Origin of the sequence: Kitasatospora sp. MAP5-34 (genome assembly GCF_029894335.1) — a bacterium.
Lineage (GTDB): Bacteria > Actinomycetota > Actinomycetes > Streptomycetales > Streptomycetaceae > Kitasatospora.
The window spans coordinates 1-13,135 of record NZ_JARXZC010000069.1; the positions used below are offsets into that span (position 1 = coordinate 1).

Consider the following 13,135-nt stretch of genomic DNA (forward strand, 5'->3'; position numbering starts at 1 on the left):
GGCTCACCTCATCGACGCTAGAGACCGCCCCGCGCCCCCACAGGACAAAGCCCAGCGAATCACTCCAACGAGGCACCCTCACAAGATCTGCACCCTTCTTCGAATGCGTCGGCGGTGTTGTTACCGGTGCTTGTGTGACGGGTGTTGTTGTCGTTGCTGCCTGCGCTGCTGCTGTTTGTGCTGCCTGCGGGGGTGGTGATGTGGGCGGTGAGGTGGAAGGTGCCGTCGGCGTGTATCTGAGTGGTGAGGGTTCCGCCGAGGGCGGCGAGGCGGGTGGTGAGGTTGCTGAGGCCGGAGTGGTTGTTGTCGGGGTGGTCGGTGGTGGGTTGGGTGGTGGTGTGTTTGGTGGGGAGTCCGTTGTTGGTGAGGTGGAGGGTGGTGGTGTTGTTGTGGGTGGTGGCTTGGATGGTGCAGTGGGTGGCTTTGCTGTGGCGGAGGATGTTGGTGATGCCTTCGCGGAGGACGGTGGCGAGGACGGTGTCGGCGTGGGTGGTGAGGGGGCCGGTGTCGACTTTGAGGTGGGTGTTGATGCCGGCGGTGGTAAGGAGGGTGCGGGCGGAGGTGAGTTCGGTGAGGAGGGTCATGGTGCGGTAGGTGCGAGCGACTTCACGGACGTCGTGGAGTGCTTGCCGTGAGAGTTGGATGATGCTTTCGAGTTCGGAGCGGGTTTGGTTGGGATTGTGGTTGGTGAGGGCGTGGGCGAGTTCGCTTTTGAGGGTGATGGCGGTGAGGGTGTAGCCGAGGAGGTCGTGGAGGTCGCGGGCGAAGCGGAGGCGCTCTTTGATGACGGTGGTACGGGTGATGTCGTCCTGTGCTTGGTGGATGGCGAGGGTGAGGTTGGCGAGGAGGGTGAGGCTGTAGATGATGATGCCGGTGATGAGGGTGGAGATGGTCATGTAGAGGATGGCGGTGGGGTTGTTGTGGGTGGTGATGGCGGTGTCGAGGGCGATGAGGAGGATGAGGGTGGTGAAGGAGGGGAGGGCGGTTTTGAGGGGGAGGAGGGTGAGGAGGGAGGCTCCGGCGAATCCGCCCATGCCGCCCCAGGGCCAGCCGAGGAGGAGGGAGGGGATGACGGTGAGTGCGGTTTGGGTGAGGAGGGTCCAGGTTTTGTAGCGGGTGCGTTGGAGGTGGTAGCGGGGGAGGATGTGGAGTAGTTGGAGGGCGATGGTGGCGGGGAGGACGGTGAGGCAGCAGGCGATGGTGATGGGTGTGACGGCTTGGCCGAGGATGTCGACGGTTTGCATGACGAGGAATCCGGCCATCACCGTCCAGATGACGGTGAGGGCGAAGCGTGGGGCGGGTGCTTGGATGCCGAGGACGGTGACTGCGGGGTCGGTTCTGGTGGGGTTGGTGTAGGGGTCGTCGTGAGGGTGGGGGTGGGGGTTGTTGGTGTGGGGCGGGGGTGTGTTGGCTGTGGTGGCGTTGTTGCCCGTCATGGCTCTCCCTCCGTGCTGGTGGCTGTGGTTGATGGTAGGGCCGAAGTTGCGTGGTGGGGTGGATTCCGGTTGGGGGGTGGGGTTGTGTTCGGGTGTTGGTGGGGTGTTGGCGGGTTGTCGTGTGTCTGGTTGTGGGCGGGAGTTCAGGGTTCCGTTTGAGGGGGTGGGCGGGCGGGGTGTGATTGGGGCAGGGGTGGTTCTGCGGTGGGTTCTCCTGGTGGTGGTTCGTCCCGCCGGGCCGGGCTTGTGTTCCGGTGCCCGTGAGGTGCTGACGGTCTGTCGGATTCCGCTCGCCGGGTAGGGGGGCCCGGGGGTTCCGCTTGGCTGGTTGCCGGTCGTGCGGCTGTCCTGTGTCCGGGTACGGCGGGGTGGGCCGGCGGGGTCAGGCCGGGGTGGGCTCGTCGGTGGGCCGGTACGTGGGGTGCTGTGTTGCGGGGCGGGATTGTGCCGCGGTGTCCGTGGTGTGCTGATGGACCGTCAGATTTCTTGTGCTGGGCGGTGGTTCGGGCTGGCTTCCGGTTGCGGGGCGGCAGGCGGGGCCCGGGTCGGTACGGGCGGCCGGGGTCGGGTGGCGACTGGGTCCGGGGTGGGTTGTTCCGGTGGTGGTTCGTCCCGCCGGGCGGTTGTCGGGGTGCCGGGGGGGGCTGGTGTTCCGCGCCGAGTTACTGGCGATCTGTCAAGTTTTGTTTTCTCGTGCGAAGTTCGGTGTTTCGTTGGGGTTCGTTTCGTTGGGACGGTCTGGGCAGCGGGTGGGTTTTCCCGGTGGTGGCTGGTCCTGCGGGCGAACAGCTGGGTGCTGGGCCGCGGGGTGGTGCCCGGGTGCTTCCACTGGTGGTGCCGCTGCCGGGATGCTGCTGGTGGGGTGGTGTCAGGTGTGGGGCGGTGGAGGGTGGTTGGGGATTTGGTGGGTGGGGGTGGGGTGGGAGCTGATGGCGAATTCCGCGATGGGTGATTCTTCGAGCCAGTTGAGTCCGAGGGCTTCGGCGGTGAGGGCGGTGTTGTCGGCGTCGGGGGAGTAGCCGGCGAGGCCGAGGGCGGTGGTGAGGAGGTGGAGGGTTTGTTGGACGGCGCCGGCGTGTTTGAGGGTGAGGGCGTGGGTGGGCGTCGTGTTGGTGGGTCCGGGGTGGGTGTGGCGGGCGGTGATGGTGATGAGGATGTCGGGGGTGGTGGGGTGGGTGTCGGTGAGGGGTTGGAAGTTGAGGTGGTGGGGGGTGGGGAGTTGGGTGAGGGTGTGGCTGGCCGGGTCGTAGTAGTAGGTGCCGGGGTTGGTGCCGGTGCAGCGGTTGATGGTGAGGTAGTACTCGAGTTGATGGATGCGGCCGTTGCTGGCGTGGGGGGTGTGGGCGCGCACAGCGTGGTGGAGGAGTTCGCCGAGTTGGTCGAGGGTGATGGGTTGTTGGGCGTGGTGGCGTGTGGGGTGTTGGTGGGTGAGGGCGTGCAGGAGGGTGGTGTGCCGGTAGGGGGCGTGGGTGGGGGGTTGGGGTAGGGGGGTGCGGGGGCCGGGGGGGAGGGGTTTGGTGGTGGGTGGGGGGTTGTGCCGGTGGTGGTGGGTGGGGTGGTAGCCGGGGCGGCTGGTCCAGTGGAAGGTGAGGTCGTGGGGGGTCCAGGCGGCCAGGGCGGGGTTGTGGTCTTCGGGGAAGGCCGGCTGGCGGCCGGGGCCGGGGGGCGGGGTGGTTTCGATCATGCCGGTGGCGGTGAGGTGGGCGATGAGGGCGGGTCCGGTGGGGCCGATGGGTAGGCGGGTGAGGGTTTGGGTGAGGGTGTGAGGGCGGGTGAGGGTGGTGATGAGCCAGCCTGCTTCGGGGCGGGTGAAGACGGCCTGGAAGGGGGAGGTGGGTGATTCGAGGATGCCGCTGGTGCCGGTGGTGCGCAGGGTGGCGTAGCGGGAGAGGCGTAGGAGGTGGTCGGGGGGTACGGGGGTGGGGATGAGGTGGGCGGTGGCGGTGGTGGGGATGATCGTGAGGAGGGGTCGGTTGCCGTGGTGGTCGGCGACGGAGCGGACGATGAGGCCGTGGAGGGTGTGGAGGCTGGTGAGGAGTTGGGTGCGGGCGGTTGGGGTGTCGGTGCCGGGGACGTTGTGGAGCTGGATGGGCCCCAGGAGCATGCGGCGTAGGGCTTGGGTGAGGACGGGGCCGGGGTGGGGGATGGGGGTTTGGCCCCAGTAGGTGTGAAGGAGGAGGGCGCCGTTGTGGTGTTCCTCGAGGAGGGTGTCTTCGCGTAGTGACCATAGGTCGATCGAGGGGGTGGGTGGGGGTGGGGTGGGGGGCATGGGTGGCTCCGGCGTGGGGGTGGTGTTCGTGTTAGACGAATATGGGGATGGGGTTGAGTTTGTGGTAGGGGGTGGGGTGTTGCTGTTTGCCTTGGGTGATGGGGGTGTTGTAGAGGCGGCCGGGGGCGTGGCGGGGCCAGAAGTGGCGTAGTCCGGGGACGAGAGTGCGGACGACGGGTAGGGCGAGGTCGGGGCGGGTCTGGTTGAGGACGAGGATGTTGTGTCCGTGGTGTTGGAGGGTGTGTTGGAGGGTGGCGAGTTGGGCGTGGATGTCGGTGTTGGTTTCGGTGTTGGCGTGTTGGGTGGGTGGGGTGTGTGGGTGGGGGGTGAGGTAGGGCATTCGGGTGGGGGTGGCGGTTTGCCAGAAGTGGTGGGCGATGGGGTTGTTGGTGGTGTAGCCGGTGCCGTCGGGGTGGGAGTTCAGGACGGTGGGGAGGAGTTGGTTTAGTTCGGTGAGGGCGTGGGTGGTGGCGGTGTGGGGGTTGGGGTGGGCGCCGAAGCCGAAAATGATGTCCTGAGGGGTGCCGGGGGGTCGGTCGGTGCGGCGGGAGAGTGCGGCGGTGACGGGGATGCCGAGGTCGGTGGTGAGGTCGAGGGCCCAGATTTCGCGGTTGAGTTGGGTGTGGGTTTGTCGGATGTGGGTGGTGTAGGGGTCGGGGTGGGTGGTGAGGTCGATGGCGGGTTGGCGGGTTCGGTTGTACCACCAGATGGCGACGGCGTCGCGTTCGATGAGTTCGAGGAGGCCTTGCAGAGTGGCGTCTTCGAGGGTGGCGCCGGCGGCGCAGCCGTTGGAGTCGGCGTGGATCATGCGGCGGGCGGTGGGGTCGGGGGTGTTGTAGTAGAGGAGGGCGGTGGGGAGGAGTTGGTGGCGTTGGTGGGTGAGGGACCAGACGGGGGTCCAGTCGATTTCGGCGGTGGGGTCGAAGGGTTGGGGGATGGGGTGGAGGGGGTGGTGGTTGGTGCGTGTGTGGCTTTGGTCGGTGTGTTGGCGGGGGTGGTAGAGCTGGCAGGTGTTGGGGTGGATGGCGTCGGCGCCGAGGGTGTGGAGGGTGGCGCGGGTGGTGGGTTCGTCGCCGTGCCAGGTGCCGCTGATGCGTTCGATGGCTTCGCAGAGGGCGGCGGCTTGGCCATCGGCGGGGGTGCGGCCTTTGCCGGAGCTCTGTTGGTGGAGGGCGGTGCGTAGGTCGGTGAGGTGACGGGGGTCGGGGGTGAGGGTGTGGGTGGCGTGGTAGTTGTTGAGGCTTTCGGGTCCGTGGGGGTCGCGGTGGAGGTCTTTGATGATGCCGGTGATGGGGCTGAGGAGATGGGTGTAGCGGTCGAGGATGGTTTGGGCGGTTGCGGCGCGGTGGCCGCTGCTGGTGCTGGTGCTGGTGCTGGTGCTGGTGCTGGTGGGGGTGGGGGTGAGGGTGAGGTGGACGGGGCGGTTGGTCTGGGTGGCCATGAGGGTGGGGTCGCCGCAGTGGGGGCATTGGGGGCGGCGGGTGAGCGGGTGGGTGCGCGTGGTGAGGGTGAGGGTGTCGAGGGTGATGACGGCGCTGGTGGTGGGGCCGCGGTGGCCGGTGAGCCATTTGGCGCATTCGAGGGCGGTGAGTTGGGCGGCGAGGCCGAGGGTGGCGGGGAGGGCGGCTTGGGGGACTGTGAGGGGGGTGCCGGGGTGTTGGAGGCGGACGGGGGATTGGGCGCGGCGGTGGCCGTGTAGGCGGTGGGCGAGGCAGTTCCAGCAGGGGCCGGTGTGGGGTTGGAAGATGGGGCCGGTCCACAGGGTGGTGCCGTTGGGTTTGGCGAGGAGCCAGGGGCGGTTCTGTTCGCGGTGGGTGCGGTCGAGGTCGTGCAGGCGGGGGTCGAGGTAGTCGGCGCACAGGACGATGTCGAGGGCGGGGCTGGTGCCGGGGTGTTCGTCGGCGAGGGTGAGGCCGGCGGTGCGGCAGGCGGCGCGTAGTGGTGCGGTGTCGAGGTCGCCGATGGTGGTGATGCCGAGTGCGCCGGTGCGGGGGAGGGCGGTGGCGGGGGCCTGTTCCCAGTAGGCGCGGTGGGCGTTTTGGTCGGCGGGGTCTGCGGGGGCGGGGGTGTCGGCGGGGGTGTCGGTGGGTGGTGGGGGGCGGTGGGTGAGCAGGTCGGCGCGGGTCAGTTGGCCGATGAGTTGGGCGACTTGGGCGGGGGGGATGTGGGGGGTGGTTGTGTGCAGGAGGGTGGGTAGGTCGCGGGTGCCGTCGAGGAGGGGGGCGAGGGTGGCGATGTGGGTGCCGCGGATGGCTATGACGCCGTGTTCGGACATGAGGTAGACGGCGTCGCCGGGGATGATTTCGGGTCGTAGGTGGGATTTGAAGCCGATCAGTGGTGCCTGCCGGTTCTCCTCGTGTGTGGTCATGCGGCCGGTGCCCCCGCTCCGGCGTGGGTGTGGGTGGTGGGGTGGGGTGGGGTGGGGGTGGTGTCGCAGATGCTGAAGCAGAACAGTGCGGTGGCGGTGTTTTTGGTGTAGGGGTGCGGGCCTTGGGTGCTGGTGTGGCTGGCGGGTCCGGTGAACAGGTCGATGACGACTTCGAGTTCTTCGTGGGCGGGCAGGGCGGGCAGGGCGGGGGGTGTTTCGCCCGGGGCGGGGTGGATGCCTGCTTCGGCGAGGACGTGGTAGGGGTCGGCCTGGTAGCGGGCTGCGAGGTCGGGTTCGGTCCATGAGCGCACGATCAGCTCTGCGAAACGCCAGTCCTTGTCGATCGACATGCTCGTGCCTTCCGTAGGTGCGGCCACGCGCGGTCGCGGTCGGATGGTGCTGGAGCCGGGCTATAGGCATGGAGTAAACGAGACACGAGCGAGCCTTGACCAGTGCCTGCTTCATGCCTGCGGTATGAAGAAGTCACGGCTGGGTCAGGAGCGGTGCACTGCCGGCGAGGTGACACTGTCTGCGATGGTTGGCGGGTCCGCCGGACAGGCGGCCCCGGGACGTGCTCCTGCCGGGCCGCGTGCCGCCGGGGAGGGGTTCTTGCCGGGGTGGGTCTTCGGCGGGCCGGGGTTCCGCCCGGGGGCGGGTCTTCGGCGGTGGGTGTGGTGGGGGTGGGGTGTGGTGGGGGAGCGATTCCAGGGGATGGGATTGTGATCGCGGGCTTCCAGCTGTCTTGAACGGGTTCTTTTGGCCCGCTTGTCCGGGTTCGAGTGGCCCCACCCCTCGATCGGGTGAGCTTTGCTGCTGGGTCTCTCATTTGAGTGGTGCTGTCGGGGCGGTGCTGGATGTGACCGGTAGCGTGCTGTGTGCGGCCGGTCCGCCAGTCGTCAGCCCGCCCGGATCGTGCCCCCGACACGATGCGTGCGGGCGGGCGTTCGGCGCGGGCTTCGCAGTGTCAGTGGTGGCTGCGAGGATGCCGATCATGAGTAACGACTCCGCTGCCATCGCCGAGTACTGGGACGCCGCCGCCTCGTCCTTCGATGACGAGCCCGACCACGGGCTGAGGGCCGATCACACGCGTCTTGCGTGGGCACGACTGCTGAGGTCCTGGGTGCCGTCCGGGCCGGTCGACATACTCGATGTCGGCTGTGGGACCGGATCACTGTCGCTGCTCTTGGCTCAGGCAGGACACCGGGTGACGGGTGTCGACCTGGCGCCGCGCATGGTTGAGCAGGCTCGCGAGAAGCTGGCCGATGCTGGCCTCCCGGCCCGTTTCCTGGTCGGTGACGCGGCGTCGCCGCCGACCGGCGAGGAGCGGTTCGACGTGTTGCTGTCACGGCATCTGGTATGGACGTTGCCCGACCCAGAAGCCACGTTGCGGGAGTGGGTTGGGCGGCTTCGACCGGGCGGCAGTCTGGTGTTGGTCGAGGGCCGGTGGCGTGAGTCGGGGCAAAGCGGTGTGCCGTATGTGGCCGGTGCCGAACGGCTGCCGTGGACCGGCGGGATCGGCGCGGATGCCCTGACTGCGGTCGTGCGGCCGCTGGTCGCCGATCTTCGGGTCGAACCGCTCAGTGGCGACCGGGACCTGTGGGGTGGTCCAGTTGATGACGAGCGGTATGCCCTCATCGCGCGGATCTGAGTGGACGTTAAGTCCGTTTCTGGTAGCGGCCTCGTCCGGGTTGGGTGAGGAAGCTTTGGCGAGTGAGGCGTCCGAGGCGGCTGCGGGTGATGTTGACGGACGCCTCGTCGGTGGGCATGCCGAGGAGTTCGTGCAGCTCGCGTGCCCGGAATGCCTGGTCGGGGTGCTGGTTGAAGGCGTTCACGATGGCCTGGTAGGTGGTGTTCGTCTCGGGTGGTTCGGATTCGGTTCCTGCCGGCGTGACCTCCGCGATGATCTTTCGGGTGGTGGCCAGGTCCGTGAGCCGCGCTTCGGTCGCGGTCAGGTCGGCGGCGAGCTCTTCGATCCGGGCGCGTAGTTCTGCGGCCCGGGCGGTGGCCTCGTCCTGCCGGCTCTGGAGGTCTGCGAGGAGTTCGGCGACGTTCACGCGGCCAGTCCGAGGGTGTCGCGCCAGGCCGGGGCGGGTGTGGTGAGGCGGCGGGTCATGTTCGCGGTGGAGGCCCAGTAGACGCGTGAGGCGGAGGTGTCGGGCCGGTGGTCGTACTCGCGAGCGAGGCGCCGGTGCAGCATCAAGGTGCCGTTCGTCTGCTCCACCACCCACCGTTTCGGCTGCGGGACGAAGCCCTTGCCCTGGTCGGCCGGGTTGCGGCGGACCACCTCGACGTCGATGTCCAGCAAAGCGCCGTGGATGACGACCTCGTCCTTGAAGCCCTGGTCCACCAGGGCCTTCTCCAGACGCATCCCGCACCGCTCGGCGACCTGGTCGAGCAGGGCGGTGCCGGCGGCGTTGTCGTGGGCGGAGGCGGCCAGGACGACGACGCCGATGATCAGCCCCATGACGTCCACGGCCAGTCCCCGCTTGCGCCCCGACACCTTCTTGTTCGCGTCCAGCCCCGTCGTGGTCTTCGGGACACCGGCGGCCGCGCGGACGGACTGGGTGTCGATGATCACGAGGGACGGGTCCTCTAATCGGCGGGCCCTCTCCCGTACCTGGCAGCGCAGGAGTTCCTGGATCCGCTGGTCGAGCCCGTCCTGGCGCCACAGGCCGAAGTAGTAGAACACCGCCGACCAGGACGGCAGGTCATGGGGCAGGTAGCGCCACTGACAGCCCGTCCGGTTCTGGTAAAAGATCGCATTCACGATCTCCCGCAGATCGCAGGCCCCCGGATCCCCGGTAGCCGATCGCGCCACCCGGTCCTGCTTCCAGGCCGTGATCATCGGCTCGATCAACGCCCACTGCTCATCTGATAAGTCGCTCGGATACGCCCGTCTGTCCATGCGCCGCAGAACATCACCCGAACCCCGACTGGCACGCCAGTACGGCCGACGTTCACACGAACGAGTGATCATGAACCGAGAGAAAGGGGACTTAACGTCCACTGAGTTCGCTCCAGGGCGGGTGTCGGCGTACGGCCTTAACTCCCCGACTGCGTACGGATGAACGTCCCCAGATCTGACCCGCCGTGGGGAGGGTGAACAATGGAGTGATGATGGAGTTTCTTCCGGGGATCGGTGTAGCCCTGCCGGCCGGGGCCGGGACGCTCAGGTTCGGCATGGCCCCCGCTGAGGTCCGCGTGCTGCTGACGGCAGCAACCGGGGTCCACCAGGAAATGCAGTGCATGTCACTGACACGCGCCGACTACACAGAACTCCGTCATGCCCATGACGCGTGGCTCTCCGGTGTGCTCTTCGATCCCGCGTGGACCACCGCCGCCACCTTCGATGACGTTGTACTGACCGTCGCGGGCGGCGGACCCGGTCGTCCGGACCGCCTTGCCCGCATCGGTATACGCATCGACCCCGCCCGCCGCCCCGAGGGCGTGTCCGCGACTCCAGTGGTGTGGGACGGAGTCGACCTGTTCGGGCACCCGGCCCAGGACGTCGTATCCGTGCTGCCGGGACCCACTCATCCGTCCGCTCAGTCGCCCTCCGACGTGACGGTGGAGCGGCTGGGGCTAAGGCTCCGTAGGCCGCTGGCAGCCGTCGACGGCTGGTCGCAACTGGTCCTGCTGGGAGCCCCCGACGGGTGGGAGCCGTGTTGCACGGGCACCTTCGAGTGCGCCAAGGGTGGGGACGCCCTCGTGGGGATCTTCCGCTAGCAAGAGCCGTCACGGCAACTTTATGCGGCATTCCTGTGGGCGCCAGGGGCCACGTTCATCCGTACTCGGCTGGGGACGTTCAGGCGTACGCCGACAGCGGGCGCCGATATGTCAGCGCCCGCCCAGGGCCGATATGACAGAAAGTCAGACGCGGGCCGTCTCGTTCGACGGGAACTCCGCGGCGAGGGTGTCGGCGTGATCGTCCGTCTCATCGAGGAAGCCGACCAGCCCGGCAAGGAAGTCGATCATCGAACGGGTCGACGGTGACCTCAACGCCTTGTGGCAGCACCGGATTCAGCCCCGGCGCCATGACCGGGAAGCCGGCGGCCACCAGTTCGTCCCGCACCCGGGCCGCAATGCGCTCGCGCTCGGCCAGAACCTCAGAACCCACCTTTCCAGCACCCCGGCACCCTGACCGAGGGCTGACCGCACCGAATCAGGAAGACCCCTGCCCATGAGCGACACCACCAGCACCCTGTCCGTCCGGCATCCCCGAGCCCAGGCCCCGGCCTCCGCGGCCTCCCCGGTCGCCGCGACCTCCGCCGCCGCCCTCGACGAGGCGATCGCGTTGACGCGCAAGCCGAAGCTCCCGCACATCCGACGCGCCCTGACCGAGATCGTCCCGGTCGCCAAAGCCCAGCCCTGGGACCCCGCCGAGGTCGTCCGGGTCCTGCTCGCGGAGGAAGCCGCCGGCCGCGATGCCTCCAACCTGCGCACCCGCCGCCAACGCGCGGCGTTCCCCACCGGCAAGACCTTTCACATCTGGAACGAGGACGCCTCCTCCATCCCGGACCCCACCCAGTCGGTGCTACGGACCCTGGGGTGGGTCGGACGCCGGGAGAACCTCTGCGTCGTCGGCCCGTCCGTTATCAACGGTTCACTTTGAGATTCGGCATGTTGCTGCTGGTAGAGACGTTCATGAGAGCGGTGTGACGTGGCGTCGATGTCGGTGGGTCACCGTATGTTGGCCCGATGGTTCGGAACGTGGTCAACGAGCGGGCCCTTGAGGCTGCAGTCATCGATGCCCGGCGGGCGGTGGCCGAATTTGACGGGGCTCGCCAATGGCTGGCCGATGCCCGGCAGGGGCCGATGGAGCCTCTTGGAGCCGAGGTCTGGGTGTTCGACGAGGAACTCGCCCGGGTGGTGTTGGTGAAGCACCGTTGGCGGGGGTGGGTTCCGCCCGGCGGGAAGGTCGAGGCCGGAGAGACGCCGCGCGAGGGTGCGATCCGGGAGCTCTTCGAAGAGACGGGCCTTCGGGCGGAACTCCTGCCCGAACCGGCAGCCGTTGCGGTTCGCTCCTATCACCCCGACCTTCCGGTCACCCTCGGGTTGTCGTATGCCGCGATCCTTGATGCGGCAACCTCGTTGGTCGCGGAGGCCGGACAGCCGGTGGCATGGATGCGCTTGGACGAGGGCTGGGAAAGTTGCTTTCCCGACGATCTCTCCCGCATCCGTCAGCACGCGGCATGGATGGTTGATCGGGTCTCCCGTCACTGACGGGCCGCTGTAGCCCCGCCGTGGCGGGCGAGTTCGCGGCGGAGGTCGAGGTTCTCGCCATGGGCCTGCTCCAGCGCGTCCCGTAGGGCCTGTACTTCTTCTCGGTGCCGCCGCTTCAGCCCGGTGATCTGGGCGGTCAGCGCGAGGACGAGGGCGCTCTCCGCGTCCGGGGGGATGGTCGGTGCGGGGATTGGCCGGGTCTGGGCCCGCAGGCCTTCGATGCGTCCACGCAGGTCAGGGTGGTTGCAGAGGAAGGCATGGGAGACGCCGGCCTCGCGCTGGACGGCCTGGAAGGTGATCGCCTCACCGCGCTTGATCAGCCGCCGGATGGCCAGTTCGGCGGCCTGGGTCTTGGCCTTCGACTTCGCTTTCGCGGCGGCGGTGAGGGTCTGCGTGCGCTTGGTGCGGGCGTCAGTCAGGGCCGGGTCCTTCGGTGAGGGTCGAGATCGAGGGTAAGAGGGACAGGCCCGGTAGGGGGCGGTGCCGCAGCCGGACGCCGGTGGCCTGGGCGACCCGGGCCGCCCGGCCGGGCTTGGCGCGGATCATATCCAGCAATCTCGTGAGGGCCGCGTGCTCGGCCCGCCGCTGAAGAAGCCAGACGTTGTCCTCGGGCATCGGACGGCCGTGACGGTCCCGGAACGCTGTGGTGGCCCAGTCGATCAGTGCCTGGGTCTCGGCCAACTGCCGCTCCAGGAGCTTGCGCTGGTCCAGGACGGCTCGCAGGGGACCGGCAAGGTCGCCAGGATGACCACCCCGGGCACCGTCACCGAGTACACCGTGCCCACCGCCAACGTCGGACCGGCCTCCATCACCACCGGCCCCGACAGGAACCTGTGGGTCACCTACAACAACGTCAACAAGGTCGCCACCGTCACCACGGGCTGAGCCCGGCCGGCCCGGCCCGCGCTTCCCCGGCCGGACGGGAGTCCTGCGCGGGCCGGGCCGGGCGAAGCGGGTGGCGGCAACGGAACCGGAGCGCCTCTACCGGTTCACGGACGCAGCCTGCCACCCCGCCGGCGGCGGCGCGGATGGACCGGGTCATCCGCGACGACGGGCGGACCGGACCAGATCATCTGGGACAGGCACCGGATCGCCTGGGGCGGGGCGGCTCCGTCTGGGTGGCGCGGGGTCCGGCCTGGCTGTCCTGTGACAGGTGGTTCCGGCCGTCTGCCGACTGGTCTTGACGGGCCGGCGCGGTCGCTTGCGGGCGTGTCCGTGCCTGCGGGCGGCGCCCTCGCGTGCCCGTATGGTCCGAGGCCGCGTAGCGCGTTGCCGGGTTGTTCGGAGGTGACGGGCGGTTGATCTTTTCGTCCGCCATGGGTGGGTGGGTGGGTGGTCGCGGTGCGGTGCGGGTGTGCCGGGTGGTTCCCCGGGGGCGGTGATCCGGTGATTTGGCGGGTGGTGGTGTCTGTCCGGGTGGTTCTCCGTCCCTGGTGGTGTGGTGTCGACGGCCGGGGTGAACGGTGGTGTGCCGGACCTGCCTGCACGCCGGGCGTAGCTGCGGTGGTCTGCCGGGTGGTGGGCGCGGGTCGGTGAGGAGCAGGTGCTGCCGGGCCGTGTCCGCAGGGCCGTGTTCTCGGGTCGTTCCCGGGCCGGGGGCCGGGCGGCCCCCAGGTGCTGGGTCGGGGTCGGGGTGTGCCGGGTTGGTGGGTGTCGGGGTCTGTGGCCGTTCGTGGGCCCGTGTGGGTCTGTGTGTGGTGGTCGGGGTCTGCTGTCGGGGCCGGGTGTGCGGGTGGGTCTGGGTGGTCCTGAGTGGTTGTTGAGTGCGGGGTGGCACTCTGCGGTCCGGGCGTGCTGGCGTGCTGGCGTGCGGGTGGTCGGGTGGTCCGTTGGTGGTGT

Annotated in this window: 12 protein-coding genes; 5 read left to right on the plus strand and 7 right to left on the minus strand. The window is 68.8% G+C overall.

Annotated elements, in window-relative coordinates:
* Window positions 1-59: 59 nt before the first annotated feature.
* The 4 genes from P3T29_RS31620 to P3T29_RS31635 form a co-directional block, all read right to left on the minus strand.
* Window positions 60-1,436, minus strand: coding sequence for a histidine kinase (locus tag P3T29_RS31620; RefSeq protein WP_280720122.1), 1,377 nt, complete (start codon window positions 1,434-1,436; stop codon window positions 60-62).
* Window positions 1,437-2,304: 868 nt separating this feature from the next.
* Window positions 2,305-3,540, minus strand: a complete 1,236-nt coding sequence (locus P3T29_RS31625) for a hypothetical protein (protein ID WP_280720123.1) — start codon at window positions 3,538-3,540, stop codon at window positions 2,305-2,307.
* Window positions 3,541-3,736: 196 nt separating this feature from the next.
* On the minus strand, window positions 3,737-6,073 hold the full coding sequence (locus P3T29_RS31630; RefSeq protein ID WP_280720124.1) for a TOMM precursor leader peptide-binding protein: 2,337 nt from the start codon (window positions 6,071-6,073) through the stop codon (window positions 3,737-3,739).
* Window positions 6,070-6,423, minus strand: coding sequence for a hypothetical protein (locus P3T29_RS31635; protein ID WP_280720125.1), 354 nt, complete (start codon window positions 6,421-6,423; stop codon window positions 6,070-6,072). Before P3T29_RS31635 ends, P3T29_RS31630 begins: the two co-directional genes overlap by 4 nt.
* Before the next feature lie 641 nt (window positions 6,424-7,064).
* On the opposite strand from P3T29_RS31635, the gene P3T29_RS31640 reads away from it, so the two are divergent.
* Window positions 7,065-7,721: a class I SAM-dependent methyltransferase gene (locus tag P3T29_RS31640; protein ID WP_280720126.1), complete on the plus strand. Its 657-nt coding sequence runs from the start codon at window positions 7,065-7,067 to the stop codon at window positions 7,719-7,721.
* A gap of 7 nt (window positions 7,722-7,728) precedes the next feature.
* On the opposite strand, the gene P3T29_RS31645 is transcribed toward P3T29_RS31640, so the two are convergent.
* Both P3T29_RS31645 and P3T29_RS31650 read right to left on the minus strand, forming a co-directional pair.
* Window positions 7,729-8,127 (minus strand): hypothetical protein, encoded by a 399-nt coding sequence (locus tag P3T29_RS31645; RefSeq protein WP_280720127.1) that lies wholly within the window; start codon window positions 8,125-8,127, stop codon window positions 7,729-7,731.
* On the minus strand, window positions 8,124-8,978 hold the full coding sequence (locus P3T29_RS31650; protein ID WP_280720128.1) for an IS5 family transposase: 855 nt from the start codon (window positions 8,976-8,978) through the stop codon (window positions 8,124-8,126). Before P3T29_RS31650 ends, P3T29_RS31645 begins: the two co-directional genes overlap by 4 nt.
* Before the next feature lie 341 nt (window positions 8,979-9,319).
* Here P3T29_RS31650 and P3T29_RS31655 point away from each other — a divergent pair, with 341 nt between their 5' ends.
* From P3T29_RS31655 to P3T29_RS31665, 3 genes are all read left to right on the plus strand, one after another.
* Window positions 9,320-9,799, plus strand: coding sequence for a hypothetical protein (locus tag P3T29_RS31655; protein ID WP_280720129.1), 480 nt, complete (start codon window positions 9,320-9,322; stop codon window positions 9,797-9,799).
* 454 nt (window positions 9,800-10,253) lie between these two features.
* Window positions 10,254-10,685 carry an ATP-binding protein gene (locus P3T29_RS31660; protein WP_280720130.1) on the plus strand — a complete coding sequence of 144 codons (432 nt, stop codon included), beginning with the start codon at window positions 10,254-10,256 and terminating at the stop codon, window positions 10,683-10,685.
* Between the two features lie 86 nt (window positions 10,686-10,771).
* A complete protein-coding gene (locus tag P3T29_RS31665) occupies window positions 10,772-11,296 on the plus strand; it encodes an NUDIX domain-containing protein (RefSeq protein ID WP_280720131.1) in 525 nt (174 codons plus the stop codon).
* A 411-nt stretch (window positions 11,297-11,707) separates the two neighbouring features.
* Here P3T29_RS31665 and P3T29_RS31670 read toward each other — a convergent pair whose 3' ends face one another.
* Window positions 11,708-11,977 (minus strand): hypothetical protein, encoded by a 270-nt coding sequence (locus P3T29_RS31670; RefSeq protein WP_280720132.1) that lies wholly within the window; start codon window positions 11,975-11,977, stop codon window positions 11,708-11,710.
* Window positions 11,978-12,040: 63 nt separating this feature from the next.
* Between P3T29_RS31670 and P3T29_RS31675 the strand changes: the two genes are divergently transcribed.
* The gene (locus P3T29_RS31675) at window positions 12,041-12,181 is read left to right on the plus strand and encodes a hypothetical protein (protein WP_280720133.1); all 141 of its coding nucleotides are present in this window, start codon (window positions 12,041-12,043) and stop codon (window positions 12,179-12,181) included.
* The last annotated feature ends 954 nt before the right edge of the window (window positions 12,182-13,135 follow it).

Excerpts from the sequence above, each read along its gene's own strand:
- P3T29_RS31655 (WP_280720129.1), top strand. The coding sequence starts at position 9,320 with ATGTCACTGACACGCGCCGACTACACAGAACTCCGTCATGCCCATGAC.
- P3T29_RS31620 (WP_280720122.1), bottom strand. The coding sequence starts at position 1,436 with ATGACGGGCAACAACGCCACCACAGCCAACACACCCCCGCCCCACACC.
- P3T29_RS31635 (WP_280720125.1), bottom strand. The coding sequence starts at position 6,423 with ATGTCGATCGACAAGGACTGGCGTTTCGCAGAGCTGATCGTGCGCTCA.
- P3T29_RS31665 (WP_280720131.1), top strand. The coding sequence starts at position 10,772 with ATGGTTCGGAACGTGGTCAACGAGCGGGCCCTTGAGGCTGCAGTCATC.
- P3T29_RS31650 (WP_280720128.1), bottom strand. The coding sequence starts at position 8,978 with ATGGACAGACGGGCGTATCCGAGCGACTTATCAGATGAGCAGTGGGCG.
- P3T29_RS31640 (WP_280720126.1), top strand. The coding sequence starts at position 7,065 with ATGAGTAACGACTCCGCTGCCATCGCCGAGTACTGGGACGCCGCCGCC.
- P3T29_RS31630 (WP_280720124.1), bottom strand. The coding sequence starts at position 6,073 with ATGACCACACACGAGGAGAACCGGCAGGCACCACTGATCGGCTTCAAA.
- P3T29_RS31660 (WP_280720130.1), top strand. The coding sequence starts at position 10,254 with ATGAGCGACACCACCAGCACCCTGTCCGTCCGGCATCCCCGAGCCCAG.
- P3T29_RS31625 (WP_280720123.1), bottom strand. The coding sequence starts at position 3,540 with ATGCTCCTGGGGCCCATCCAGCTCCACAACGTCCCCGGCACCGACACC.
- P3T29_RS31675 (WP_280720133.1), top strand. The coding sequence starts at position 12,041 with ATGACCACCCCGGGCACCGTCACCGAGTACACCGTGCCCACCGCCAAC.